The organism is Streptomyces sp. NPDC058052 (genome assembly GCF_042885515.1).
GTDB lineage: Bacteria > Actinomycetota > Actinomycetes > Streptomycetales > Streptomycetaceae > Streptomyces.
Genome location: NZ_JBHVRX010000015.1, coordinates 53,892 through 76,849, shown reverse-complemented (window position 1 = coordinate 76,849; position 22,958 = coordinate 53,892). Strand labels below are relative to the sequence as shown.

19 protein-coding genes are annotated in these 22,958 nt (G+C 73.3%); 16 read left to right on the top strand and 3 right to left on the bottom strand.

The genetic code is table 11. The features are described 5' to 3' along the window. The 10 genes from ACFVU3_RS21380 to ACFVU3_RS21335 all read left to right on the top strand — a co-directional run bounded on the left by ACFVU3_RS21380 (position 1) and on the right by ACFVU3_RS21335 (position 12,243). Positions 1 to 1,968, top strand: a complete 1,968-nt coding sequence (locus ACFVU3_RS21380; protein WP_390068306.1) for a dipeptide/oligopeptide/nickel ABC transporter permease/ATP-binding protein — start codon at positions 1 to 3, stop codon at positions 1,966 to 1,968. Continuing rightward, positions 1,965 to 2,981: an oligopeptide/dipeptide ABC transporter ATP-binding protein gene (locus tag ACFVU3_RS21375; protein WP_390068305.1), complete on the top strand. Its 1,017-nt coding sequence runs from the start codon at positions 1,965 to 1,967 to the stop codon at positions 2,979 to 2,981. Before ACFVU3_RS21380 ends, ACFVU3_RS21375 begins: the two co-directional genes overlap by 4 nt. Beyond that, a complete protein-coding gene (locus ACFVU3_RS21370) occupies positions 2,978 to 3,907 on the top strand; it encodes a dihydrodipicolinate synthase family protein (protein ID WP_390068304.1) in 930 nt (309 codons plus the stop codon). The genes ACFVU3_RS21375 and ACFVU3_RS21370 overlap by 4 nt, the downstream gene beginning before the upstream one ends. Continuing rightward, the gene (locus tag ACFVU3_RS21365; RefSeq protein ID WP_390068303.1) at positions 3,904 to 4,806 is read left to right on the top strand and encodes an ROK family protein; all 903 of its coding nucleotides are present in this window, start codon (positions 3,904 to 3,906) and stop codon (positions 4,804 to 4,806) included. Before ACFVU3_RS21370 ends, ACFVU3_RS21365 begins: the two co-directional genes overlap by 4 nt. Next, the gene (locus ACFVU3_RS21360) at positions 4,803 to 5,507 is read left to right on the top strand and encodes an N-acetylmannosamine-6-phosphate 2-epimerase (RefSeq protein WP_390068301.1); all 705 of its coding nucleotides are present in this window, start codon (positions 4,803 to 4,805) and stop codon (positions 5,505 to 5,507) included. The genes ACFVU3_RS21365 and ACFVU3_RS21360 overlap by 4 nt, the downstream gene beginning before the upstream one ends. 93 nt (positions 5,508 to 5,600) lie before the next feature. After that, the gene (locus tag ACFVU3_RS21355) at positions 5,601 to 7,016 is read left to right on the top strand and encodes a sialate:H+ symport family MFS transporter (protein WP_390068299.1); all 1,416 of its coding nucleotides are present in this window, start codon (positions 5,601 to 5,603) and stop codon (positions 7,014 to 7,016) included. A 215-nt stretch (positions 7,017 to 7,231) separates the two neighbouring features. Further along, complete coding sequence (locus ACFVU3_RS21350) at positions 7,232 to 9,259, top strand: exo-alpha-sialidase (protein WP_390068297.1); 2,028 nt, start codon at positions 7,232 to 7,234, stop codon at positions 9,257 to 9,259. Positions 9,260 to 9,353: 94 nt separating this feature from the next. Then, a complete protein-coding gene (locus ACFVU3_RS21345) occupies positions 9,354 to 10,655 on the top strand; it encodes a GDSL-type esterase/lipase family protein (protein WP_390068295.1) in 1,302 nt (433 codons plus the stop codon). Positions 10,656 to 10,903: 248 nt separating this feature from the next. Beyond that, complete coding sequence (locus tag ACFVU3_RS21340; protein ID WP_390068293.1) at positions 10,904 to 11,758, top strand: DUF4232 domain-containing protein; 855 nt, start codon at positions 10,904 to 10,906, stop codon at positions 11,756 to 11,758. Further along, positions 11,755 to 12,243 (top strand): hypothetical protein, encoded by a 489-nt coding sequence (locus ACFVU3_RS21335; protein ID WP_390068291.1) that lies wholly within the window; start codon positions 11,755 to 11,757, stop codon positions 12,241 to 12,243. The genes ACFVU3_RS21340 and ACFVU3_RS21335 overlap by 4 nt, the downstream gene beginning before the upstream one ends. Positions 12,244 to 12,344: 101 nt before the next feature. Here the strand turns inward: ACFVU3_RS21335 and ACFVU3_RS21330 are convergent, their stop codons facing one another. From ACFVU3_RS21330 to ACFVU3_RS21320, 3 genes are all read right to left on the bottom strand, one after another. Continuing rightward, on the bottom strand, positions 12,345 to 13,148 hold the full coding sequence (locus tag ACFVU3_RS21330; protein WP_390068289.1) for a phosphatidate cytidylyltransferase: 804 nt from the start codon (positions 13,146 to 13,148) through the stop codon (positions 12,345 to 12,347). After that, the gene (locus ACFVU3_RS21325; protein ID WP_390068287.1) at positions 13,145 to 14,908 is read right to left on the bottom strand and encodes an aminotransferase class I/II-fold pyridoxal phosphate-dependent enzyme; all 1,764 of its coding nucleotides are present in this window, start codon (positions 14,906 to 14,908) and stop codon (positions 13,145 to 13,147) included. The genes ACFVU3_RS21330 and ACFVU3_RS21325 overlap by 4 nt, the downstream gene beginning before the upstream one ends. A 234-nt stretch (positions 14,909 to 15,142) precedes the next feature. Then, positions 15,143 to 16,333, bottom strand: a complete 1,191-nt coding sequence (locus ACFVU3_RS21320; RefSeq protein ID WP_390068285.1) for an ROK family protein — start codon at positions 16,331 to 16,333, stop codon at positions 15,143 to 15,145. A 111-nt stretch (positions 16,334 to 16,444) separates the two neighbouring features. Between ACFVU3_RS21320 and ACFVU3_RS21315 the strand changes: the two genes are divergently transcribed. From ACFVU3_RS21315 to ACFVU3_RS21290, 6 genes are read left to right on the top strand one after another with little or no spacing between them, the layout of a single operon-like run. Then, entirely contained in the window at positions 16,445 to 17,536 is a 1,092-nt protein-coding gene (locus ACFVU3_RS21315) for a Gfo/Idh/MocA family protein (protein WP_390068283.1), read from the top strand. Beyond that, the gene (locus ACFVU3_RS21310) at positions 17,530 to 18,966 is read left to right on the top strand and encodes a sugar ABC transporter ATP-binding protein (protein WP_390068281.1); all 1,437 of its coding nucleotides are present in this window, start codon (positions 17,530 to 17,532) and stop codon (positions 18,964 to 18,966) included. Before ACFVU3_RS21315 ends, ACFVU3_RS21310 begins: the two co-directional genes overlap by 7 nt. Next, positions 18,963 to 19,952 carry an ABC transporter permease gene (locus tag ACFVU3_RS21305; RefSeq protein ID WP_390068280.1) on the top strand — a complete coding sequence of 330 codons (990 nt, stop codon included), beginning with the start codon at positions 18,963 to 18,965 and terminating at the stop codon, positions 19,950 to 19,952. Before ACFVU3_RS21310 ends, ACFVU3_RS21305 begins: the two co-directional genes overlap by 4 nt. Then, the gene (locus tag ACFVU3_RS21300; RefSeq protein ID WP_390068279.1) at positions 19,949 to 20,887 is read left to right on the top strand and encodes an ABC transporter permease; all 939 of its coding nucleotides are present in this window, start codon (positions 19,949 to 19,951) and stop codon (positions 20,885 to 20,887) included. Before ACFVU3_RS21305 ends, ACFVU3_RS21300 begins: the two co-directional genes overlap by 4 nt. A gap of 10 nt (positions 20,888 to 20,897) precedes the next feature. Beyond that, a complete protein-coding gene (locus ACFVU3_RS21295; RefSeq protein WP_390068277.1) occupies positions 20,898 to 22,112 on the top strand; it encodes a substrate-binding domain-containing protein in 1,215 nt (404 codons plus the stop codon). Continuing rightward, positions 22,113 to 22,946 (top strand): sugar phosphate isomerase/epimerase family protein, encoded by an 834-nt coding sequence (locus ACFVU3_RS21290; RefSeq protein ID WP_390068276.1) that lies wholly within the window; start codon positions 22,113 to 22,115, stop codon positions 22,944 to 22,946. The last annotated feature ends 12 nt before the right edge of the window (positions 22,947 to 22,958 follow it).

The window sequence follows — 22,958 nt, the reverse complement described above, 5'->3', positions numbered from 1 at the left end:
ATGTTCACCGGTCGCCTCGCCCAGAGGCTCTCCCGACCCGGCATCCGCTTCCGGGCGCTGCCGCTCACCTCCCGCGCCGCCGTCGGCATCCTGCTGCTCGTCACTGCCGCGGCCGTCCTCGCGCCCCTGATCGCCCCCGATCCGCTGGCCACCGGAACCCCGGTGCGGGCACCGGGCGGCGACCACTGGTTCGGCACCGACCGCGTGGGCCGCGACGTCTTCTCCCGGGTCGTGCACGGAGCCCGCTACTCGCTCCTCATCGGCCTCGGCGCCACCGCGCTCGCGGTGGTCGGCGGCGCGCTCCTCGGCGCCTTCGCCGCGACCTCGCGCAAGCTCGGCGACGAGTCGGTCATGCGCACGCTCGACGTGGTCATGTCCTTCCCGCCGATCGCGCTCGCCGCCGTCCTGGTGGCCGTCTTCGGCCCCAGCGTCCCGGTGATCATCGGCTCCATCGCCTTCGTGTACGTGCCGTCGCTGGCCCGCGTCGTCCGCGCCAACGTCCTCGCCCAGTACGGCGAGGACTACGTCGCCGCCGAGAAGGTGATCGGCGCCCGCCGCGGCCACATCGTCCTGAGGCACGTCGCCGTCAACTGCGCGGCGCCCGTCATGGTCTTCGCCACCGTGCTGGTCGCCGAGGCGATCACCTTCGAGGCGAGCCTCTCCTTCATCAGCGCCGGCGTGCAGGACCCCGACCCCAGCTGGGGCAACGTCCTCGCGTACGGACGGCAGATCCTGCTCTCCGGCGGCTGGTGGGCCACCTTCTTCCCCGGCATGGTCCTGCTGGTCACCGTCCTGGCCCTCAACATCCTCTCCGAGGGGCTCACCGACGCCTCGGCCGCCCCCAGGACGGCCCGGACGCAGGAAGCGGACGCCCCGCGCGAAGCAGCCCGCCCCGAGGCCCGGCCCCTCGCGCGCGAGGAGGTGGACGCCGCGCTCGCCCGGCTCGCCGAGGTCGTCCGCACCACCCCGCCGTCCGCGAGACCGGTGGCCGACGACGCCGCCGAGCTGCTGGTCGTGAAGGACCTCGCCATCCGCTTCCCGGACCGGTACGGCGACGTGAACGTCGTCGACGGCATCTCCTTCACCGTCCGCGAGGGCGAGACCCTCGGCCTGGTCGGCGAGTCCGGCTGCGGCAAGTCCATCACCAGCCTCGCGGTCATGGGCCTGCTCGCCCGCAACGCCGAGGTCTCCGGCACCATCGAGTACCGCGGCCGGAACCTGCTCACGATGGACCGCAAGGAACGCCGGACGCTGGCGGGCCCCGAGATCGCGATGGTCTACCAGGACGCCATGTCGTCCCTCAACCCCTCGATCCTCGTGGGCAAACAGCTCGGCCAGCTCACCTCGCGCGGTGGCACCCGCACCCCGGCCGAACTCCTCGAACTGGTCGGCCTGGACCCGAAGCGCACCCTGCGCAGCTACCCGCACGAACTCTCCGGCGGCCAGCGCCAGCGCGTCCTCATCGCCATGGCGCTCTCCCGCGGCCCGAAGCTCCTGATCGCCGACGAGCCGACCACGGCACTGGACGTCACCGTCCAGGCCCAGGTCGTGGAGCTCCTCGTACGGCTCCGCGACGAGCTCGGCTTCGCGATGGTGCTGGTCTCGCACGACCTCGCGCTCGTCGGAGACCTCTCCCACCGCGTCGCCGTCATGTACGCCGGTCAGCTCGCCGAGGTCGGCGACACCCGCTCCGTCCTCGTCGCACCGGCCCACCACTACAGCCGCGGCCTGCTCGGCTCGGTCGTCTCCCTGGAGGCCGGCGCGAAGCGGCTCCACCAGATCCACGGCGTGGTCCCGGCCCCGAAGGGGTTCGGCGCCGGCTGCCGGTTCGCCTCCCGCTGCGAGGCGGCCACCGAGCTGTGCCGCACGGCGCCGCCGGAGCTGACCGCGCCCGCCGGCCGGGCCCACGCGTTCGCCTGCCACCACCCGGCGGCCATCGCCGAGCTGCGGAAGGAGGCGGTCCGATGATCCGCCTGGAGAACATCCACGTCCGGCACAAGGCCCGCGGCGGCGGACTCTTCCGCCACGACGCGGTCCACGCCCTGACCGACGCCACGCTGGCGGTGGCGAAGGGCGAGATACTCGGCCTGGTCGGCGAGTCGGGCTGCGGCAAGTCCACCCTCGCCCGCGTCCTCACCGGCCTCCAGAAGCCCACCGAGGGCACCGTCCACTTCCGCGGCGAGGACCTGTGGCGGATGCCGGCCGCCCGCCGCCGCAAGGAGTTCGGGGCCTCGGTCGGCGTCGTCTTCCAGGACCCCTCGACCGCGCTCAACCCGCGGATGTCCGTCGGCCGCATCCTCCGCGACCCGCTCGACGTCCACCGGCGCGGCACCGAGCGGGAGCGCGAGGAGCGCGTCGAGGAACTCCTCGACCTCGTCGGCCTCCCCGGCCACACCCTCGGCGCCCTGCCGGGACAGCTCTCCGGAGGCCAGCGCCAGCGCGTCGCCATCGCCCGCGCGCTCGCCCTGGAGCCGGACATCATCGTCGCCGACGAACCGACGTCCGCGCTCGACGTCTCCGTCCGCGCCCAGGTCCTCAACCTGCTCGTGGACCTGCGCGCCCGGCTCGGCCTCGGCATGGTGTTCATCTCCCACGACATCCAGACCGTGCGCCACCTCTCCGACCGCCTCGCCGTCCTCTACCTCGGGCGGATCGTCGAGGAGGGCCCGGCCCGCGCGGTGTCGGCCTCCCCGGCCCACCCGTACACCGAGGCCCTGTTCTCGGCCACGCCGAGCCTGCTGGAGCAGACCGAGCGGATCATCCTGACCGGTCCGGTCCCCTCCGCCGTCAACCCGCCCAGCGGCTGCCCCTTCCGCACGCGCTGCTGGAAGGCGGACGACGCCTGCGCGACCGCCTTCCCCGCCGCCGACGGCGCCAGGGACGCACACCGCTGGCACTGCGTCCACCCGCTGAAGGACGACACCCCCGCCTTCCCTTCCTCCCGTTCCACCCCCGCAGACATCGCCAGGAGCACGTCGTGAACGCCCGTACCCCCCGTTTCACCGGAGTCATCCCGCCCGTGGTCACCCCCCTGACCTCCGACGGCGAGATCGACAACGCCTCCCTGGAGCGGCTCGTCGGCTTCCTCCTCGAAGGCGGGGTGACCGGACTCTTCGCCCTCGGCAGCTCCGGTGAGACCGCCTACCTGACCGACGCCCAGAAGGACCTCGTGGTCGACACCATCGTCGGCGCCACCGCCGGGCAGGTGCCCGTCGTCGCCGGCACGATCGAGCAGACCACCAACCGCGCGATCGAGCGCGGTCGCGCCGCCCTGAAGAGCGGCGCCGACGCCATCGTCGCCACCGCCCCCTTCTACACCCGCACCCACGAGACCGAGATCGACCGGCACTTCCGGCTCATCGCCGACGCCGTGGACCTCCCCCTCCTGGCGTACGACGTCCCGGTCTGCGTCCACAGCAAGCTGTCGGCCGACCTCGTGCTGCGCCTCGCCGCCGACGGCGTCCTGGCCGGCATCAAGGACTCCAGCGGTGACGACGTGGGCCTGCGCTACCTCTGCCTGGGCGCCCGGGAACTGCCCGGCTTCTCCGTCCTCACCGGCCACGAGGTCGTCGTCGACGCCATGCTCCTCGGCGGCGCCGACGGCGCCGTGCCGGGCCTGGGCAACGTCGACCCGCACGGCTACGCCCGCCTGGACCGGCACGCCGCCGCCGGCGACTGGGCGGCGGCCCGGGCCGAACAGGACCGCATCGCCCGCCTCTTCGAGATCGTGACCGTCGCCAGGCCCGGCACCGCCTCCGCGACCGCGGGCGGCCTCGGCGCCTTCAAGACCGCCCTCAAGGTGCGCGGGATCATCGACACCAACGTCGTCAGCCCGCCGATGCGCCCGCTGGACGCGGACGAGACCGCGCGGATCGCGGAGATCCTGGAGCGGGCGGACCTGCGATGACCCTCGTCGCTGGAATCGACATCGGCGGCACGAAGACCGCCGCCGGACTCGTCGACGCGAGCGGCACCGTCCACGCCCGGCACACACTGCCGACCCCGGCCGCGGACGGCCCGGCGGCAGTGGTCGCCGCGGCGGTCCGGGCCGTCCGGGAGCTGAGCGGTCCGGTGACGGCCGTCGGCGTCGGCAGCGCCGGCGTCGTCGACCCCCGGTCCGGCCGGATCGTCTCGGCCACCGACGCGCTGCCCGGCTGGGCGGGGACCGAGCTGCGCCGGGACCTGGAGCGGGCGCTCGGCGTCCCCGTCGCCGTCGACAACGACGTCCACGCCCACGCCCTGGGCGAGGCGTGGCTCGGCGCCGCCGCCGGACACCGGCACGTCCTGCTGGTCGCGGCCGGCACCGGTATCGGCGGCTCGCTCCTCATCGACGGCCGGGTCCACCACGGAGCCCGCTCCGCGGCCGGGCACGCCGGTCACGTCCCCGTGCCGTCGGCCGCAGGGATCCCCTGCACCTGCGGTGGATCGGGGCACGTGGAGGCCGTGGCGAGCGGCCCGGCGCTGCTCGCCGCGTACGCGACGTCCGCGTCGGCCCCGGTCTCGTCGCTGGCCGAGGTCTCGGCCCGTGCCGCCGGCGGCGAGGAGGCGGCCCGCCGGGTCCTGGCGGGGGGCGCGCGTGCCCTCGGCGAGGCGCTGGGCGGCATCGTCAACATGACCGCTCCCGAACTGGTCCTCGTCGGCGGCGGCGTCAGCAACTGCGGCCCGGAGTGGTGGGAACCCCTGCGGGAGGCGTTCGCGGCCGAGCTCCTGCCGCCGCTGAAGGACGTGGAACTGCGCCGGGGCGCGCTCGGCGCCGACGCCGCCGTCCTCGGCGCGGCCCGCCTCGCCCTGGAGGCCGTGCGATGAGCGACCGCACGGAGCGGGACACGGTGCTCGGCCGCCTGCGCGGTGCGCTGATCGTGTCGTGCCAGGCGTACCCGGGCGAGCCGCTGCGCGACCCCGACACCATGCGCCGGATGGCCATGGCCGTCCGCGACGGCGGCGCGGGCGGCATCCGCGCCCAGGGCCTGGACGACCTCCGGGCCATCCGCGGCGCGCTGGACCTGCCGCTGATCGGGCTGTGGAAGGACGGCACGGAAGGCGTGTACATCACGCCGACGGCCCGGCACGCCCTCGCCGTCCTCGACGCCGGAGCGGACGTCGTCGCCCTCGACGCCACCGACCGGCCCCGGCCGGACGGCCGCCCGCTGGCCGAGTCGATCGAGGTGGTCCGCGCCGCCGGCGGTCTGGTGATGGCCGACGTGTCCACGTACGAGGAAGGGGTACGGGCCGCCGCGCTCGGCGCCCATCTGGTGGGCACCACGCTCTCCGGCTACACCCCGGCCACGTACGACCGCAAGGCCGCCGGGCCGGACCTGGAGCTGGTGGAGCGGCTCGCCGGCGCGCTGGACGTACCGGTGATCGCCGAAGGCCGGATCCACTCCCCGGCGCAGGCCGCGCGCGCCCTGGCGCACGGGGCGCACGCGGTGGTCGTCGGTACGGCGATCACCCACCCCACCACGCTGACCGCGTGGTTCGCCGCGGCCGTCGCGGACGGCCGGGTCTGAACCCGTCGCCGTCGGACCGCTCAGGTCCGACGGCGGCGTCCCAGGGCGTGGCCCTCCCGGGCGGAGAGGGCCACGCCCCTCATGCTGTGCAGGGTGGACGAGAGACAAGACGCGGTGCCCTGGTACCGCGAGATCGGGCGGGCGCGCTGGAAGGCGTTCGCCGGCGCCTGGATCGGTTACCTCCTCGACGGGTTCGACTTCGTCCTGATCACCCTGGTCCTGACCGAGGTGAGCGAGGAGTTCGGCCTCACGCCGGTGGAGGCCGCGAGCCTGGTCTCGGCCGCCTTCATCACCCGATGGCTGGGCGGTGCCGTCCTGGGCGCGATCGGCGACCGGTACGGCCGGCTGACGGCCATGGTGATCAGCATCTGGCTGTTCTCCCTGGGCACCCTGGCGTGCGGCTTCGCGTGGAACTACGGGAGCCTGTTCGCGGCGCGACTGGTCATCGGCCTCGGCATGGCCGGCGAATACAGCGCGAGCGCGACCTACGTCATGGAGAGCTGGCCGGCCCGGTTGCGCGGACGCGCCAGCGGCTTCCTGATCTCGGGCTACTCGATGGGCACGGTGCTGGCCGCCGAGACGTACAGCGTCGTCGTGCCGGAGCACGGCTGGCGCTGGATGTTCTACCTCGGCGTGCTGCCGGTCGTGGTGGCCCTGTGGGTGCGGCGCGCCCTGCCGGAGGCGGAGGACTGGGAGGAGGCCGTCGCGGAGACGGCGACCCGGCCCGCTCCCTTCCGGCCGCTCTACGCCGGCCGGCGGCGCGGGCTCGTCAACGGGCTGCTCGCGGTGGTGGCCCTGGGGTCCCTGTTCGCGGTGTTCACGGGAGCCGCGGGAGGCGCGACGGCGGTTCTGTCGGTCCTGGCGGCCGCGGTCATGGTGGCGTTCGCGGCGCAGCTCGGCGGCCGGCGGGGGTGGATCCTGTATCTGGCGCTGATCGGCACGGTGTTCGCCGCGTTCCTGTACAGCTGGCCGATCCAGGCGCTGTTGCCCACCTACCTGAAGACCGAACTCGGCTACACGCCGGAACAGGTGGCGCAGGTCCTCTACTTCGCGGGGTTCGGCACCATGGCGGGCTGCTGCCTGTCCGGGTTCGCGGGGGACCGGTTCGGGCCGTCACGGGCGTACGCGTGGACGCTGCTCGCGTCGCTCGTGTTCGTCTTCCCGGTCTTCGCGGTGGACGACAACCTGCCGCTGCTCGGGGCGCTGCTGTTCGTGCTCCAGGCCCTGGGCTTCGGCGTCTCGGGGCTGCTGCCCCGGTACATCGGCGGCCATTTCCCTGCGGAGCGGCGGGCGGCCGGGCTGGGGTTCACGTACAACGTGGGCGCGCTGGGCGGTGCGGTGGCGCCGGTGCTCGGAGCACGGCTGGCCGAGGGCATGGCGCTGGGGACAGCCCTGGCGGTGCTGACGTCCGGGCTGAGTCTGGTGGTGGTCGTGATGGTGGGGTTCGACGTGCCGAGGCGGCTGCACCGGCGGATCGAACCCGGGGCCGTGGATCACCTGGGGGGATGAGGGACGGGTCCCTCTCCCTCCCAGAAGGAACAAGGCATGTGACGTCTGATGTCCGATGCCTGAGCGACTCTAGGGCCGAACCGCCGTCCGGGCAATGGCGCGCGCGGCCCGAATTCCGTTGCCCTGCCCGGGGTTGACGGTCCCTCGGCGGCACTCTAGGTTCACCACAACGTCTGATGTCCGATGCCTTACTGTCGTCCGATCTGGAGGCATCGGTGAAAACCACCCGTACCGCTCCGCTCCTTCTCCTGCTCGCCCTGGGGGCCGGCCTGCTCGCCGCGCCGCCGGCCCCGGCCGCCGGGCCCCCGTCCCACTCCGAGGCCACCGCGTCGCGCGAGCACGGGCGCACCGCCGAGGAGCCGCTCTTCGAGAGCACCGTCCTCGCCACCGCCGGACAGGGCGCGCACACCTACCGCATCCCCGCCCTGGACACCCTGCCGGACGGCACGCTCGTCGCCGCCTACGACCGGCGCAACGACAGCTCCGCCGACCTGCCCGGCAACCTCGACGTCATGGTCCGGCGCAGCACCGACAACGGCCGCACCTGGACCGCCCCCCAGGCGATCGCCGACTACGACGGCGGCATCGGGGCCGGCGACCCCAGCATCGTCGTCGACCGGGTCACCGGCCGGGTCTTCGTCTTCTACGCGTACGGCCCGGCGGGCATCGGCTTCTTCAACTCCGCCGCGGGCAACGCCGACGACGCCACCGACTCCCTCCACGCCGACTACGCGTACTCCGACGACGGCGGCGTCACCTGGACCACCCGCCGCATCACCCGGGCCGTCAAGGACCCCGCCTGGAAGGGCATGTTCGCCTCCTCCGGCACCGGCATCCAGCTGTCGACCGGACGCCTGGTCCAGCAGTACGCGTTCCGCAAGGCCGACGGGAGCATCTGGGCGGTGAGCGCGTACAGCGACGACCACGGCGGCACGTGGAAGAGGGGCAACCCGGTCGGCCCGCTGATGGACGAGAACAAGACCGTCGAGCTGGCCGACGGCCGCGTCATGCTCAACAGCCGCACCTCCAGCGCCAGGACCCGGCTCGTCGCCTACTCGACCGACGGCGGCGTCACCTACAGCGCCCCCGTCCCCGACGACGAGCTGATCGACCCGACCAACAACGCCGCGATCCTCCGCTACGACGCGACGGCCGGAGCCGAGCGACCGCAGTCGCACTGGCTGCTGTTCAGCAACACCGCGAGCACCACCACCCGTCACCGCCTCACCGTCAGGATGTCCTGCAACGACGGCCTGACCTGGCCCACGTCCAAGGTGGTCGAGGCCGGGGGCTCGGCGTACTCGACCCTCACCCGGCTCGCCGACGGCACCTTCGGCCTGCTGTACGAATCCGGTCCCTACCAGCGCATCACCTTCGCGCGCTTCAACGCCTCCTGGCTGGGCGCCGACTGCCCGACCGACCAGAGCGCCCCGAAGCTCGCCGCCCAGACCTCCGTCCTCGACGGGCTGCTGACCGCCGGCACGCCGAACACGGTGGAGGTACGCGTCACCAACCACGGCCACCTCACCAGTGTCCCCGGCACGGCCACCCTGGCCACGCCCTCGGGCTGGCCCGGCGCGGCCGCCCAGCAGATTCCGGCGATCGCGCCGGGAGCCACGGTCGCGCTCCGCTTCCCGGTGACGCCCCCGGCCGGTACGGCCTCCGGCGAGCAGGACTTCACCGTCGCCCTCCAGTCCGGCGCGGCCACGACCTCCACGACCGCACGGATGCTCGTCGTCGGCGGCGGCAAGGCCCTCGACACGACGCTCGCCAAGGACTTCGACGGCACGACCTCGTACACCGATCTGACCGGATCGCTGCCCGACGTCGCGCCCCTGACGCGAGGCGTGCTCACCGTCCGCTTCCGCACCACGAAGACGCCCGTCGCGGGAACGCTGCTCTCCGCCTCGGACACCGCCGCGCCGTCGACCAACGTGACGCTCTCCCTCAACGGCGGAGTGCCCCACTTCGAGGCCCGGGCCGGCGGCGTCTACAGCGCGCGGCTCGACGGCACCCGGTCGCTGGCCGACGGACTCGACCACACGCTCGCTGTCGCCGTGACCGACGCCGGCACGACGCTCTACGCGGACGGCGTGCGGATCGCGTCGACCACGACCCCGTCCCTCTTCGGGCAGACCCAGGGCCTCAACGGCATGTGGGCGGGGCGCAACGTCGACAGCGGCGGCCCCCAGTGGCTCTACGGCGGCCGCATCGAGCGGATCACCGTCCACCGCGCCAACTGACCCCTCCTGAGCGGGCCTGCCGCCGGACGCACTCCGGCGGCAGGCCCCAGGGCCACCGCAACCCCACCCCACCCCATCCCGAAGAGGAACCAGCGTGCGCAGACGATCTGTCCTTCTCGCGGCGGGCACATGGGCCGCCGCCACCCTGACCCCCTCGTTCACCCGCGCGGCCGCCGCGTCGACCACCGCGCCCGTGCTCGACCACCGGGCCGAACGGGCCTACGACGGGCGGTCGTACACCGACCTGACCGCGCAGATCGGGAAGGTCCGGGACCTGCGCTCGGGCACCGTCCTGGCCACCTTCGGCACCACGAGCCGCAACCTGGCGATGACCCTGCTCAGTGCCTCGGACCCGACGCGACCGGCGACCGACGTCACGGCGTGCGTCAGCGCCGGCAGGCTGCAGTTCTCCGTCCGCGACAACGGCGTCGTCAAGCAGAACCACCTCACCCGCACCATGTACGACGACGGCGCGCTCCACACCCTCGCGATCACCGTCACCGGCACGGGAACCACCTTCTACGCCGACGGGCGCCCCGTCTTCACCACCGACCAGGCGCACTTCTTCGGCAGCGCCTCCGGCCTCACCGCGCTCCACGTCGCCCGCAACCTCGACAGCGACCACCCGGGCGGCGAATGGTTCTACACCGGCACCATCCAACGGGTCGCCGTCTACGACCGCGCCCTGTCCCAGCCGGAGATCGCCGCCGAGAGCGTCCGCGTCGACCTCGCCGACCTCGGCCGCATCTCCACGATCCTCAACTCCGACACCCCGGCCGTCTGGCTGGCCACCGGCGACAGCATCACCCACGGCGCGCTGTGGACCGACGGCTGGCGCAGCTACCCCGAGCACTTCCAGGAGCGGGTGCGCTGGGAGCTGGGCAAGCCGAAGAACAGCGACTTCGTCATCGACACCGGCGTCAGCGGCAGCACCACCCAGTCCCTGGTGACGACCTTCGCCGAACGGGTGGCGGCCTTCGGCCCCGAGGTCGTGTCCATCATGCTGGGTACGAACGACGCCGCCACCGCCTCCACCGGACCCGCTGTGTACCGGACCAACCTGCGCAGGCTCGTGTCGGACGTCCGGGCCCTGCCCGGCGGCGCGATCCCCCTGCTCCAGACCCCCAACCCGGTCGACGTGAACCAGTGGCCGAACCGGGCCGCGCTGGGCGACTACGCCCAGATCATGCGCGAGGTCGCGGCGGAACTGGACGTCGTCCTCGTCGACCACCACACCCACTGGCTGGAGTCCGGCGGCGGCACGGTGCCCCACGGCCTCCTCGGCGACGGACTGCACCCGAACCAGCGCGGTCACCTCCTGCTGGCCAAGAAGATGATCAGAGACCTGCGCCTGTTCGACCCCGCCGGCCGCGTGTGCGCCCTGTCGATCCCGTAGACGCCCCGTCAGGCCGCCATCGCCCCCGGCACCGCCGCCCCGCACGTCTCCGGGCGGTACGACGGGACCGGGGGAGTGGTGGACCTTCAGCGCGCGGCGGTAACCACGGACACGCGCCCCCGCCCGCGTCGGCAATCCCGCGGGTCGACGCACCTGACGCCGCCCGCAGCGATCTGTGACGTCCCTGTGACCGGAGAAGTGACTCACGTCATGGCCGGCCGGGCACGGCGCTTGATCGACTCGGCGCCATGCGCCCGCAACCCGCCCTCCTGCCCGCACTCGCCGCCGGCCTGCTCCTTTTCACCGCCTGCGGAGTCCGGACCGCCGGCGGCTCCGGTCCCACCGTGCCCAGCCCCTCCGTCACCGCCGAGGAGAAGAACGGCATCCGGATCACCGGTCTCGGCGGCTGCGCGCGGCCCTGCGCCACGTACACCGTGACCGGCCCCGCCGACGGGCCGGTCGTCACCCTCGCCGTCTTCGAGTTCCTGACGGCCGACGGGCGGGCGATGGACAACGCGAAGGAGACCATCCCGGCCGTCGCGGCCGGAGCCACCGTGACCCGCACCGTCACCGCCGCCCTGGCCACGCCGGACTCCCTCGTCGGCGGACGCGTCCGCATCGGCACCGTGCGGACCGTCCCCGCCGCCGAGGCCCCTGCCCCCACGGGCCCCTGCCCGCCCTCCGGCGTCCGCGTGCACGCGGACGAGGGCGACGCCGCCATGGGCCTGCGCGCCGTCGGCCTCCACCTGGAGAACTGCGGCACCCGGCCCCTGCCCCTCGACGGCTACCCCGGGATCCAGCCCCTCGACGAGGACCACCGCGATCTCCCGGGCGTCCGCGTCCTCCAGGGCGGCCAGACCATCGCGGCCGGCACCGGAGCGGACGGCCCGGCCCGCCCCTTCACCCTCCGCCCCGGCGAACGCGCCCGCGCGGGCCTCGTCTGGCGCAACACCACGGAAGCCGGCGACCCGGTCGGCGCTCCCTACGTCCGCGTCCGGTGGCAGCCCGGAGCCGCCCCCGTCATGGTCGTCCCGGAACTGGACCTCGGCACCACCGGCCGCCTCGCCGTCGGCCCCTGGAAGCCGGAAGGGAAGGACGGATGAGCGACGGAGCGTCCCCCGCCGACCCGTCCGCCCCGCTGACCGCCGCCGATCTCGTCGGGAGGCGGCTCCTGAAGGTGACCACCGCGTGGTACCGGTCCGCCGACGGCGAGCCGGAGCCGCTGCACCTGTGGCTCCACCTGGAGGGGCTGGGGCCGGTCCAGTTCCACACGCCCTCCACCGGCGTGTCCCCGCTCCTTCGCGCGCCGCACGGACCGTACGAGTGGGGGGAGCACGGCAGCGTCCACGTGGACGACGACTCGCCGGACGTGCCGCTGACCCGCTTCGTCGGACAGCCGCTCCGCTCGGTGCGGGAGATCCGTCACGACGACGGCCGCGTCGACTTCCCGGCCGGCCTCAGGCTGCGGTTCCCCGGCGGGAGCGTCCGCCTGCTCGGCCTCGACGACGACCTGCTCATCGCCCACGACCGCCACCTGGGCGCCGTCGAGGCGCACCTCCACGAGGACGGCGAGGACCACGGCGCCTGAGGGGTGAGGGGCGTCCGGTCGGCGGTCCACGTCCGGTCCGCCACGGGGCGGAGGTGACGTCCCGCCCGACCGCCACCACCCCCGGCGCCGGGTCACGTCGCTCAGCTCAGCACCAACAGCACCGCCAGGGCGACGAGGAGGGAGTCGACGCGGTCGAGGAGGCCGCCGGAGCCGGGCAGCCAGCGGCCGGCGTCCTTGGCGCGGGCGCCGCGCTTGACCATCGACTCCAGCAGGTCTCCGAGCGGGCCGCCGACCGCCACGGCCACCGCCGTCTGCCAGGTCAGGGAGGACAGCACGGCCAGCGTGAGGAGACCGGCCGCCGCGCCGGCCAGCGTGCCGCTCCACCGCTTGGCGGGCGACAGCGGGGAGAGCCGGGGACCGCCCAGGCGGCGACCCGCCGCGTACGCGACGATGTCGGCGATCGACACGGCCACGAACAGGACGAGGCCGAGGGCTCCGGACGGCACGAGACCGGCCAGGACTCCCAGCCAGACGAGCCCCAGCAGGCCCGCCCCCAGGCGGCGGAGCCCGTGCTCCGCATCGCCCGAGAGCAGCGGCACCCCGGCGATCGCCAGCGCCCCGACCGCCGCCACCCGGAACACCTCCCCGGGGGCCAGCCAGGCGGTCAGGACGAGTCCGACGACGGCCGCGCCCAGCACCGCCCGGTCCACCGCACCCAGCCGGAGCAGCCCGCCGTACTCCGCCACCGCGACCACCCCGACCACGGCCGCGAGCACCGCGATCCCCGGCGGACCGAGCCAGAACGCGGCCGTCACCAGGGGCACTCCGAGCGCCCACACGCACCAGCGGACCATCAGCTCGCGGCGCCGGGTCGCGGCCACCGCGACGCCCCCGATCGCGAGTGCCCCGCCGAGGTACGGGACGAGACCGGCCACTGTCGTCACCGGGCGGCCCGCCCCGGGTCGCCCGACACCACGGCCACCGGAGTGCGCAGCGCGTCCAGGGCGCTCCGGCACGCCGCCACGATCCGCGCGTTCTCCGCCGTGTCGCGGACGGCGATCCGGACGGTCCGCCCCTCGTACGCCGGGGACATCGGCGACAGGTCACGCAGGAACACGTCGTGGCTCCGGCACGCGCTCACCAGCCGCGCCGCGCTCGGTCCGTCCGGCGGCAGGGTCACCGTCAGGAAGTTCGCCACCCCCTCGTCGACCGACGAGAAGCCGTCCAACTCCGTCAGTTCGCGGGCCAGTTCCCGGCGCAGCGCATGGGTGCGGGCCCAGCGCTCCGCGTAGTACGCGGGGTCGCGCAGCGCCGCCACGGCCGCGAGCTGGGCGGGCAGGCTCACGGGCCACGGCGGCGTCCAGCGCCGCAGCTCCCCGGCCGTCCCCGGAGCGGCCACCAGGTACGCGGCGCGCATCCCCGACAGCGCGTACATCTTCGACAGCGAGGTGCAGACGACGACGCGGGCGTCGGCGGACGCGAACCCGGCGAGCGAGTCCGCCGGATCGACATAGCCCAGGTACGCCTCGTCGATCCACCACCGGGTCCGCGCGGGCGATGCCTCGATCACCGCGCGCAGCGCCGCGGCCGGGGCGTGGCGGCCGGTCGGGTTGTTCGGGTTGACCACCACCACGAGGTCGTACCGTCCGTCGGCGGTCGCGGCGGCGAGCCGGGCCGGGTCGAGCAGCCAGCCGTCCTCCCGGCGCAGCGGGAGCCGGTCGACCCGGCAGCCGATCACCCGCTCGGTGACGTGGGCGTACTCCCCGTATCCCGGATCGAGCAGCAGCACCCGGCTCCCCGGCGTCAGCCACCGGCCGAAGGCCCGGAAGATCAGGTCCGACGAGCCCGCCCCGACGACCAGCGACTCCACCGGCAGCCCGCGGGCCGCGGCGATCTCCGCGAGCAGTCCCTCCGCGCCCGTCGGCGGCGAGGTCCGGGCCGCCCACCCCGGATCCTCCGCGAGGACCGCCCGGACCCCGGGGGCCGGCGGGAACCAGGCGTCCAGCACGTCCGCCGCGACCACTTCATGACGGCGGGCCAGCGTCCGGAAGTCCGTACCGATCGCCGAGAAGAAGGCACCGCCGTGCTCGCAGCCGTCCGCGCGCGGTGCGAAGGGCATGTCGAGCCGCCAGTCGAGGTCCGCCCGCAGCCGCTCCAGGATCCGGCCGTGGCGCTCCGCGACCGCCCCCGTCAGTTCGGCCACGGAGCCGCTCAGGACCTCGAAGGAGACCGCGCCCGAGCGGACGGTGCGCCCCACCGGCCGCAGTCCGGCGGCGAGGTACATGTCGAGCAGCTCCGTGCGGCCCATCGCCACCACCCGGCGGCCGCCCCGTGCCGCGACCCAGCGCAGCGCCGCGTACATGAGGAGCGGCGCCGCCGCGGTGGACCGCCAGCGTTCCTCGACGGTCAGGACGCGGATCTCGAACGGCGCCTCCTCGGTCAGGACCGGCAGCTCCTCGCGCGTCAGGTACTTGTCGAGGGAGTAGCGGCCGACCCACGGCGGGGTGAGGCTGACGAAACCGATCCGCGTCCCGCCGCGCGCGACCACGAGGTAGACGTTGTCGCCGTCGAGACCGTCGCTCAGCCTCCCCGACGGATCCACCGGATGCTGGCCGAGCTCCTCGGCGTAGACGCGGTGGCGCAGTTCGTGGATCCAGTCGTGATCCCGAGGCGTGGCGGTGCGCAACTCCAGGGCGTGGTGCATGCGTCAAGTCCCCTTGTGACGGTCCGGCGTTCGCGCCCAGCATGGAGGAGCCCGGCGTACGGCACCTGAGTACGCGTACTCAGGCGGACGGAGGAGAGAGCCGGGAACGCTCCTGGTCAGAGCGAGGGCAAGGCTCCCGTGCGTGGAGGGACCGGTCGTCCGGCCGCCCGCCGACGGCCCGGCGGGCAGGAGTGGTCGCTCGTCGGCCTCTGACCGCGCGCCGGGGCGCGCGGGTCAGGAGCCGTGCGCCCCGAGGTCCGAGGCTGCGATGGCCCGGTCGACCGCCGAGGGGCTGAGCGTGTGCTCGATGACCATCACCGCGGCGCCGATGACGCCGGCGCGGTCGCCCAGGCCCCGTCCCCGGATGGAGAGGTGCTGGGTGGCCAGCGGGAGGGAACGGCTGTAGATGACCTCGCGCACTCCGGCGAGCAGGTGCTCTCCGGCGTCGGAGACGTCGCCGCCGATGATGATCACTCCGGGGTTGAAGAAGTTCACGAGCGCGGCCAGCACGTCACCGAGGTCCCGGCCCGCCTGACGGATCAGCTGGATGGCCGCGGGGTTTCCCGCGCGGACGAGGGCGACCACGTCCCGGCCGTCCGCGGCGTCCGCGCCCGACTCCCGGAGGCGGGCGGCGAGGGCGGCGCCGCCTGCGACGGCTTCGAGGCAGCCGGTGTTCCCGCACCGGCAGGGCTCGTCGGCCGCCCCGGCGACCCGGATGTGGCCGATGTCGCCGGCCGAGCCCTGGGCGCCGCGATGGAGCCGGTGCTCGGTGATGATGCCGCAGCCGATGCCGGTGCCGACCTTCACGAAGAGGAGGTGCTCGACCTCGGGGCTGGCGGCCCAGTGCTCGCCGAGGGCCATGATGTTGACGTCGTTGTCGACCAGGACGGGGGCGCCGAGCCGGGGTTCGAGCCAGCCGGGCACGTCGAAGCCGTCCCAGCCGGGCATGATCGGCGGGTTCACGGGCCGCCCGGTGGTGTGCTCGACGGGGCCGGGGAGGCCGATGCCGACGCCGCACACGTCCGCGAGGGTGTGACCGGCCTCGGCCAGCAGCTCGGTGAACTCGTCGACGAGCCAGCCCAGGACGTGCTCGGGCCCCTCCGTGATGCGCAGGTCGCGGCCGCGTTCGGCGATCACGCGGGTGGCGAGATCGGTGACGGCGATCCGCGCGTGCGTGGCGCCGAGGTCGGCGGCGAGGACCACCCGCGCACCGGAGTTGAAGGAGAAGGCCACGGCGGGCCTGCCTCCCGAGAAGATCGCGTCGTCCGTGGGCCGGATCCAGTGCTGGTCGGCGAGTGCGTCGAGGCGCTGGGTCACGGTCGACCTGGCGAGGCCGGTGAGCTGCACCAGCTCGGTGCGGGTGCGGGCGCGGCCGTCGCGAAGGATCGCCAGAAGGGCTCCGGCGCCTGCCGGTTCAGTGGTCAACTCCCCGTCTCCATCCATGGTGTGCTGCCGAGTTGGTCTGGACCCACTAATCATAACTGTCGACGCACTTATGGTTGACGGTCGTCATAAGCCATCCCTAGGATCCGAAACATGCTCGATATACGACGACAGTCGGCGGAAGTCAGGGTGGGGATCGTCGGAACTGGCTTCATCGGCCGGATCCACGCCCGAGCCGCGCGACAGGCCGGCGCCCGCTTGGTGGGCGTCGCCGGAGCAGACCTGGCGAACGCCAAGGAGGGCGCCGAGGCGCTCGGCGCCGAGAAGGCATTCGAATCGGTCACGGAACTGATCACGTCCGGCCTGATCGACGTCCTCCACGTCTGCACCCCGAACCATCTGCACGCCCCCATCGCGCTCCAGGCGATGGACGCCGGCCTCGCCGTGATCTGCGAGAAGCCGCTGGCGACCGAGGCACCGACGGCCCGGACCATGGCCGAACGGGCCAAGGACACGGGGGTACTGGCCGCCGTCCCCTTCGTCTACCGCTTCCACCCGATGGTCAGGGAGGCCAGGGAACGGCTGACCGGACTCGGACGCGTCAGCCTGATCCAGGGCAGCTACCTCCAGGACTGGCTGCTGGAGGCGACCGACGACAACTGGCGGGTCGACCCGGCGCAGGGCGGCCCCGGCCGCACCATCGGCGACATCGGCTCCCACTGGTTCGACCTCGTCGAATTCGTGACCGGCGACCCGATCACCACGCTCTGCGCGCAGACCTCGGTGGTCGTGCCGCAGCGCACGGGCGCCGGCCCGGTCCTCACCGAGGACCTCGCCACCGTGCAGTTCGCCACCGCATCCGGCGCCCTGGGCACGGTCTCCGTCAGCCAGGTCGCCCCCGGCCGCAAGAACCGCCTCTACCTGGAGGTGTCCGCCGCCTCCGGCAGCCTCGCCTTCGACCAGGAGAACCCCGACCAGCTGTGGCTCGGGGGCCGCAACGGCTCCCAGGCCCTCGTCCGCGACCCGCTCAGCCTCTCGGAGGCGGCCCGCCGCTACTCCCCGCTGCCCGCCGGCCATCCCCAGGGCTTCCACGACTGCTTCAACGCCTTCGTGGCCGACGCCTACGCGGCGCTCGGCGGGGACCACCGCGACGGTCTGCCGACCTTCGAGGACGGCGCCCGTGCCGCCCTGCTCACCGACGCCGCGCTCCGGTCGGCACGCGAAGGCGGGTGGGTCGAGTGCTGAGCATGAAGGGCATCGGCAAGAGCTTCCCCGGAGCCCGCGTGCTGACCGACGTCGACCTCGACGTCGAACGCGGCGAGGTGCACGCCCTGATCGGTGAGAACGGCGCCGGCAAGTCGACCCTCATGAAGATCCTCGCCGGCGTCCACGCGCCCGACGAGGGCACGATCACCCTCGACGGCCGGACCGTCACCTTCAAGCACCCGACGGACGCCCAGCGCGCCGGCGTGTCCATCATCTACCAGGAGCTCACCCTCCTCCCCGAACGCACCGTCGCCGAGAACGTCTTCCTCGGGCGCGAGCCCAGGCGACTCGGCCTGGTCGATCGGGCCGCGATGGAGAAGGACACCGCCACCCTCCTCGAAGAACTCGGCGAAGGCTCCTTCGGCCCCCGCGACCTGGTCCGCCGCCTCTCCGTGGCCCAGCAGCAGGTCGTCGAGATCGTCAAGGCGCTCTCGGTGGACGCCCGGATCGTCGTCATGGACGAGCCGACGGCCGCCCTCGCCGAGAGCGAGGTCGAACTGCTCCACCGGCTGGTGCGCCGGCTCAGCGAACGCGGCGTCGCCGTCCTCTACATCTCGCACCGCCTGCGCGAGATCTTCGAACTCGCCGACCGCGTCACCGTCCTCAAGGACGGCGCCAAGGTGACCACCCTTCCCATCGGCGAACTCACCACGGCCGGACTGGTCCGCCTGATGGTCGGCCGCGAACTCACCGACTACTACCCGCCGCGCGCCACCCGCCCGCCCGGCGACACCCTCCTCTCGGTGCGGGGCGGCGGCAACGCCGTCCTCGACGGGATCGACCTGGAGCTGAAGGCCGGGGAGATCGTCGGCCTGGCCGGACTCCAGGGCGCCGGCCGCACCGAACTGGCCAAGGCCCTCTTCGGAGCCGAGCCCTTCACCCGGGGGGAGATGACCCCCCTGCGGCCCGCCTCCGTGCGGCAGGGCATCGACGCGGGCATCGGACTCGTCACCGAGGACCGCAAGGCGGAGGGACTCGCCCTCCATCAGTCGGTGCGCGACAACGCCCTCCTCGTGGCACGCGCCCGCCGGGGCCGCACGGGCACCTCGGTCCTCGGCCTGCTCGAACGGGTGCGCCTGGCACCCCCCAGCCCCGAGAAGGAGGTCAGGTACCTCTCCGGCGGCAACCAGCAGAAGGTCGTCCTCGCCAAATGGCTGACGGTGGCTCCGAAGGTCCTCCTGTTCGACGAGCCGACCCGCGGCGTCGACGTCGGGGCGAAGGCCGCCATCCACGAGCTCGTACGGGAACTCGCCGAGGACGGCATGGCCGTCCTGATGATCTCCTCCGAGCTCCCCGAACTCATCGGCATGAGTGACCGCGTCGTCGTCCTCAGAGACGGCCGGATCGCCGGTCACCTGCCCGCAGACTCCACGGAGGAAGCCGTGATGCACCTGGCGGCCGGATCATGACCCACCAGCTCCAGTCCCTCCCGGTGAAGGGACTCACCGTGCGGGGCTTCGGCGCGGACAGTCCCGCCAGACCCGTCTTCGTGGCCCTGGGCGTCATGATCATCCTCGGATGGGTCCTGTTCGCCTTCGACGGAGGACAGTTCTTCAGCGAGAGCAACATCGTCGGGATCCAGCAGCGGTCCGCCGCCCTCGGCATCGTCGCCGTCGGCCAGACGCTCGCCATCCTCGCCGGCTCGCTGGACCTCTCCGTGGCCTTCCTGATGAGCCTCAGCTCGCTCGTCGCCGCAGAGACCATGGCCCAGTACGGCGTCCTGCCGGCGATCGGCGCCGTCCTCCTCGTCAGCGCGCTCACCGGACTCGTCAACGGCCTGGCCATCACCGCGCTGAAGGTCCACGCCTTCATCGCCACCCTCGGCGTGTCCCTCATCATCAAGGGCATCCTCGAGTACCGCTACGACGGACCCGCCGGCCGTGTCCCCGAGTCCTTCCAGCACCTCGGCTACGACCGCGTCGGGCCCGTGCCCGTCTCCGCCCTCCTCTGGCTGGCGATCGCCGCGGCGGCCTGGTTCCTGCTCCGCCGCACGCCCCTCGGCTACCGCATCTACGCCGTCGGAGGCGGACCCGAGGTGGCCCGGCTCTCGGGCGTGCGCACCGGCCGCGTCCTCGTCGCCACCCACGTCCTGTGCTCCCTGACGGCGGGAGCCGCCGGTCTGCTGCTCGCCGCGAGGCTCGGCGCCGGCGCCCCCACCGTCGGCACCGACGGCGGATACGACCTGGAGTCCATCGCGGCCGTGGTCCTCGGCGGCACCGCGCTCGCCGGCGGCAAGGGCGGCGTCGCCGGCACGGTCGGCGGAGTCCTCCTCCTCGCCGTCCTCGACAGCGTCTTCAACCAGATGGAGATCGACTCCTTCGCCAAGGACGTGGTGCGGGGCGTCGTCCTCGTCGCCGCCCTCGCCCTCTACGCCCGCCGGAGGACCGCCCGATGAGACGCAACCTGCCCATCTTCGGCGTCCTGGCCGTCCTCCTCGTGGCCATCGCCGCCGCCAACCCCTACTTCCTCGAACCCGAGGGCTTCCTGGCCTTCGTCAAACGGGCCGCACCGCTCGCCATCCTCGCCGCCGGCCAGTACTTCGTCATCGTCTCGGGCGAGTTCGACCTCTCCGTCGGATCACTGGTCACCGCCGAAGTGGTGATCGCCGCCCGCCTGATCGACGGCGACTCCGGCGCCACCTGGCCCGTCGTCCTGCTCCTGCTCGCCTTCGGAGCCCTCATCGGCGCCGTCAACGGGCTCGTCACCACGATGCTCAAGGTGCCGTCCTTCATCGTGACCCTCGGCTCCCTCCTGATCCTGTCCGGAGCCGTGTTCCTGTGGACCGGCGGATCCCCCCGCGGAGCCCTGTCCGAGGAGTTCCGCCAGTTCGGGCGCGGCACCCTCGGGCCCGTGCCCTGGTCGGTCCTCGTCCTCGCCGCCGCCGTCGCCGCCGTGATCGCGCTCATGCGCTCCGACTTCGGCCGCACCCTGACGGCCGCGGGCGACAACCCCGTCGCCGCTGGTCTGTCCGGAGTGCGCGTGCGGCGCGTCAAGACCATGGCCTTCGTGCTCTCCGGGCTGTCGGCGGCCGTCTGCGCCGTCCTCCTCGGAGGATTCGCCGGCGTGTCCGCCAAGGTCGGCGAGGGCCTGGAGTTCCAGGCGATCACCGCCGTCGTCCTCGGCGGCGTCGTCCTCGGCGGAGGCCGCGGATCCGCCGTCGCCGCCATCGCCGGCGCCTTCACCCTGCAAGCCCTCTTCACCCTGCTCAACCTGTACGGGATCTCCGGGGCCCTCGAATACACCGTCCAGGGGCTGATCCTCATCGTCGCCGTCGCCCTCGGATCCCTCCAGTTCCCCCGGCGCTCCAAGCCGGCCCCCACCACCGCGTAGAGGAAACACCATGCCGCGCATCCACCGACGTGTCCTCGCCGCCGCAGCAGCGGTCGCGCTCGTCACCCTCACCGGCTGCTCCAGCGACCTGCCGGGAGACTCGGCGGGCTCCAGCGCCTCGTCCGACGCCCCGAAGGGCGCCGGCGGGCCGAAGGAGACCGGCGAGCAGTCCTCCTTCTTCGTCCAGGCCGACTACGACGCCCAGCTCGCCATGCGGACCAAGCAGCCGACCGGTCCCGCCGACAAGCCGTGGGAGCAGGCCATCGACCCGAAGCCGGTCGACACCACCCGGTACAAGAAGACCGGCCCGTACCACCTGTGCTTCTCCAACGCCGCCACCAACAACCCCTGGCGCCAGGTGGGCTGGAAGACCATGCAGGCCGAGGTCGCCCTGCACGAGGAGATCGCCGACTTCACCGTCCTGGACGCCGAGGGCAAGGACGACAAGCAGATCTCCGACATCGCCGAGCTCACCGCCAAGGGGTGCGACGCCCTCATCGTCTCGCCGAACACCACCGCCACCCTCACCCCCGCCGTCAAGGGCGCCTGTCCGAAGGTGCCGGTCATCCTCTTCGACCGCGGCGTCGGCACGGACTGCCCGGTCACCTTCATCAAGCCGATCGGCGGCTACGCCTTCGGCGCGGACGGCGCCGAGTTCCTCACCCAGAAGGTCAAGCCCGGCGGGAAGGTCCTCGCCCTGCGCATCTCGCCCGGCGTCGACGTCCTGGAGACGCGCTGGTCGGCCGCGAAGAAGGCGTTCGACGCGAGCGAACTCGACGTCGTCGGAGTCGAGTTCACCGACGGAGACGCCGCCAAGACCAAGAGCATCGTCACCAACTACATCCAGCGGCACGGAAAGATCGACGGCCTCTGGCTGGACTCCGGCGCCACCGCCGTCGCCGCCGTCGAGGCGTTCGAGGACGCCGGCCTTCCCGTCCCGCCCCTCAACGGCGAGGACCAGCAGGACTTCCTGCAGAAGTGGAAGGACGCCAAGCTCACGGCGATCGCCCCGACCTACCCCACCTACCAGTGGCGTACCCCGGTCATCGCCGCGCTCAAGGTCCTCAAGGGCGAGAGCGTGCCGAAGACGTGGAACCTCCCGCAGCCGGCCATCACCGAGGACGAGCGCGACGGCTACCTCAGGCCCGGAATGCCGCCGCTGCACTACGCGCTCTGCGGCTGCGAGAAGCTGCCCGGATACCCGCAGAACTGGGGCGGCAAGTAGATGGCCGCGATCGGAGTCAACACCTGGGTGTGGGACTCGCCCTCGACCGACGCCTCGCTGGCGCGGCTCGTCCCGCGGATCGCGGGCTGGGGCTTCGACACCGTGGAACTCCCGGTCGAGCACCCGGGCGACTGGACCCCCGACCGCACCGCCGAACTCCTCAAGGACCACGGCCTGGACGCCTCCGTCGTCCTGGTCATGCCCCCCGGACGGGAACTCGTCGCCGCCCCGCCCGAGACGATCCGCGCCACCCAGGACTACCTGCGCCACTGCGTGGACGTCGCCGTCGCGGTCGGCTCCCCGACGATCTGCGGCCCCGCCTACGCCTCCGTCGGACGCACCTGGAAGCTCGACCCGGACGAGCGGCGCTCCGTCCTCGCCGAACTGCGGGAGAATCTGCGCCCCGTCCTCGCGTACGCCGGGGAGCACGGCGTACGCGTCGGAGTCGAACCCCTCAACCGGTACGAGACCAGCCTGATCAACACCGTCGAACAGGCCCTCGACGCCCTCCCCGACGAGTGCGGCCTCGCACTCGACACCTACCACCTCAACATCGAGGAAAGGAGCCCCGCCCAGGCGATCAGGGACGCGGGATCCCGCATCGCCCTCCTCCAGGTGTGCGGAACGGACCGGGGCGCCCCCGGCACCGACCACTTCGACTGGCCCGGCTTCGCCGCGGCCGTCGAGGACGCCGGCTACACCGGTCCGTGGGTCATCGAGTCCTTCACCCCGGACAACACCACCATCGCGACCGCGGCCTCCGTCTGGCGGCCCCTGGCGGCCGACCAGGACACGCTCGCGACCGACGGCCTCGCCTTCCTCCGCACCCTGTGACCTTTCTCCACG

Coding starts and splice junctions, on each gene's coding strand:
- ACFVU3_RS21380 (WP_390068306.1), top strand. CDS start 1: ATGTTCACCGGTCGCCTCGCCCAGAGGCTCTCCCGACCCGGCATCCGC.
- ACFVU3_RS21375 (WP_390068305.1), top strand. CDS start 1,965: ATGATCCGCCTGGAGAACATCCACGTCCGGCACAAGGCCCGCGGCGGC.
- ACFVU3_RS21365 (WP_390068303.1), top strand. CDS start 3,904: ATGACCCTCGTCGCTGGAATCGACATCGGCGGCACGAAGACCGCCGCC.
- ACFVU3_RS21360 (WP_390068301.1), top strand. CDS start 4,803: ATGAGCGACCGCACGGAGCGGGACACGGTGCTCGGCCGCCTGCGCGGT.
- ACFVU3_RS21340 (WP_390068293.1), top strand. CDS start 10,904: ATGCGCCCGCAACCCGCCCTCCTGCCCGCACTCGCCGCCGGCCTGCTC.
- ACFVU3_RS21335 (WP_390068291.1), top strand. CDS start 11,755: ATGAGCGACGGAGCGTCCCCCGCCGACCCGTCCGCCCCGCTGACCGCC.
- ACFVU3_RS21325 (WP_390068287.1), bottom strand. CDS start 14,908: ATGCACCACGCCCTGGAGTTGCGCACCGCCACGCCTCGGGATCACGAC.
- ACFVU3_RS21315 (WP_390068283.1), top strand. CDS start 16,445: ATGCTCGATATACGACGACAGTCGGCGGAAGTCAGGGTGGGGATCGTC.
- ACFVU3_RS21305 (WP_390068280.1), top strand. CDS start 18,963: ATGACCCACCAGCTCCAGTCCCTCCCGGTGAAGGGACTCACCGTGCGG.
- ACFVU3_RS21300 (WP_390068279.1), top strand. CDS start 19,949: ATGAGACGCAACCTGCCCATCTTCGGCGTCCTGGCCGTCCTCCTCGTG.
- ACFVU3_RS21295 (WP_390068277.1), top strand. CDS start 20,898: ATGCCGCGCATCCACCGACGTGTCCTCGCCGCCGCAGCAGCGGTCGCG.
- ACFVU3_RS21290 (WP_390068276.1), top strand. CDS start 22,113: ATGGCCGCGATCGGAGTCAACACCTGGGTGTGGGACTCGCCCTCGACC.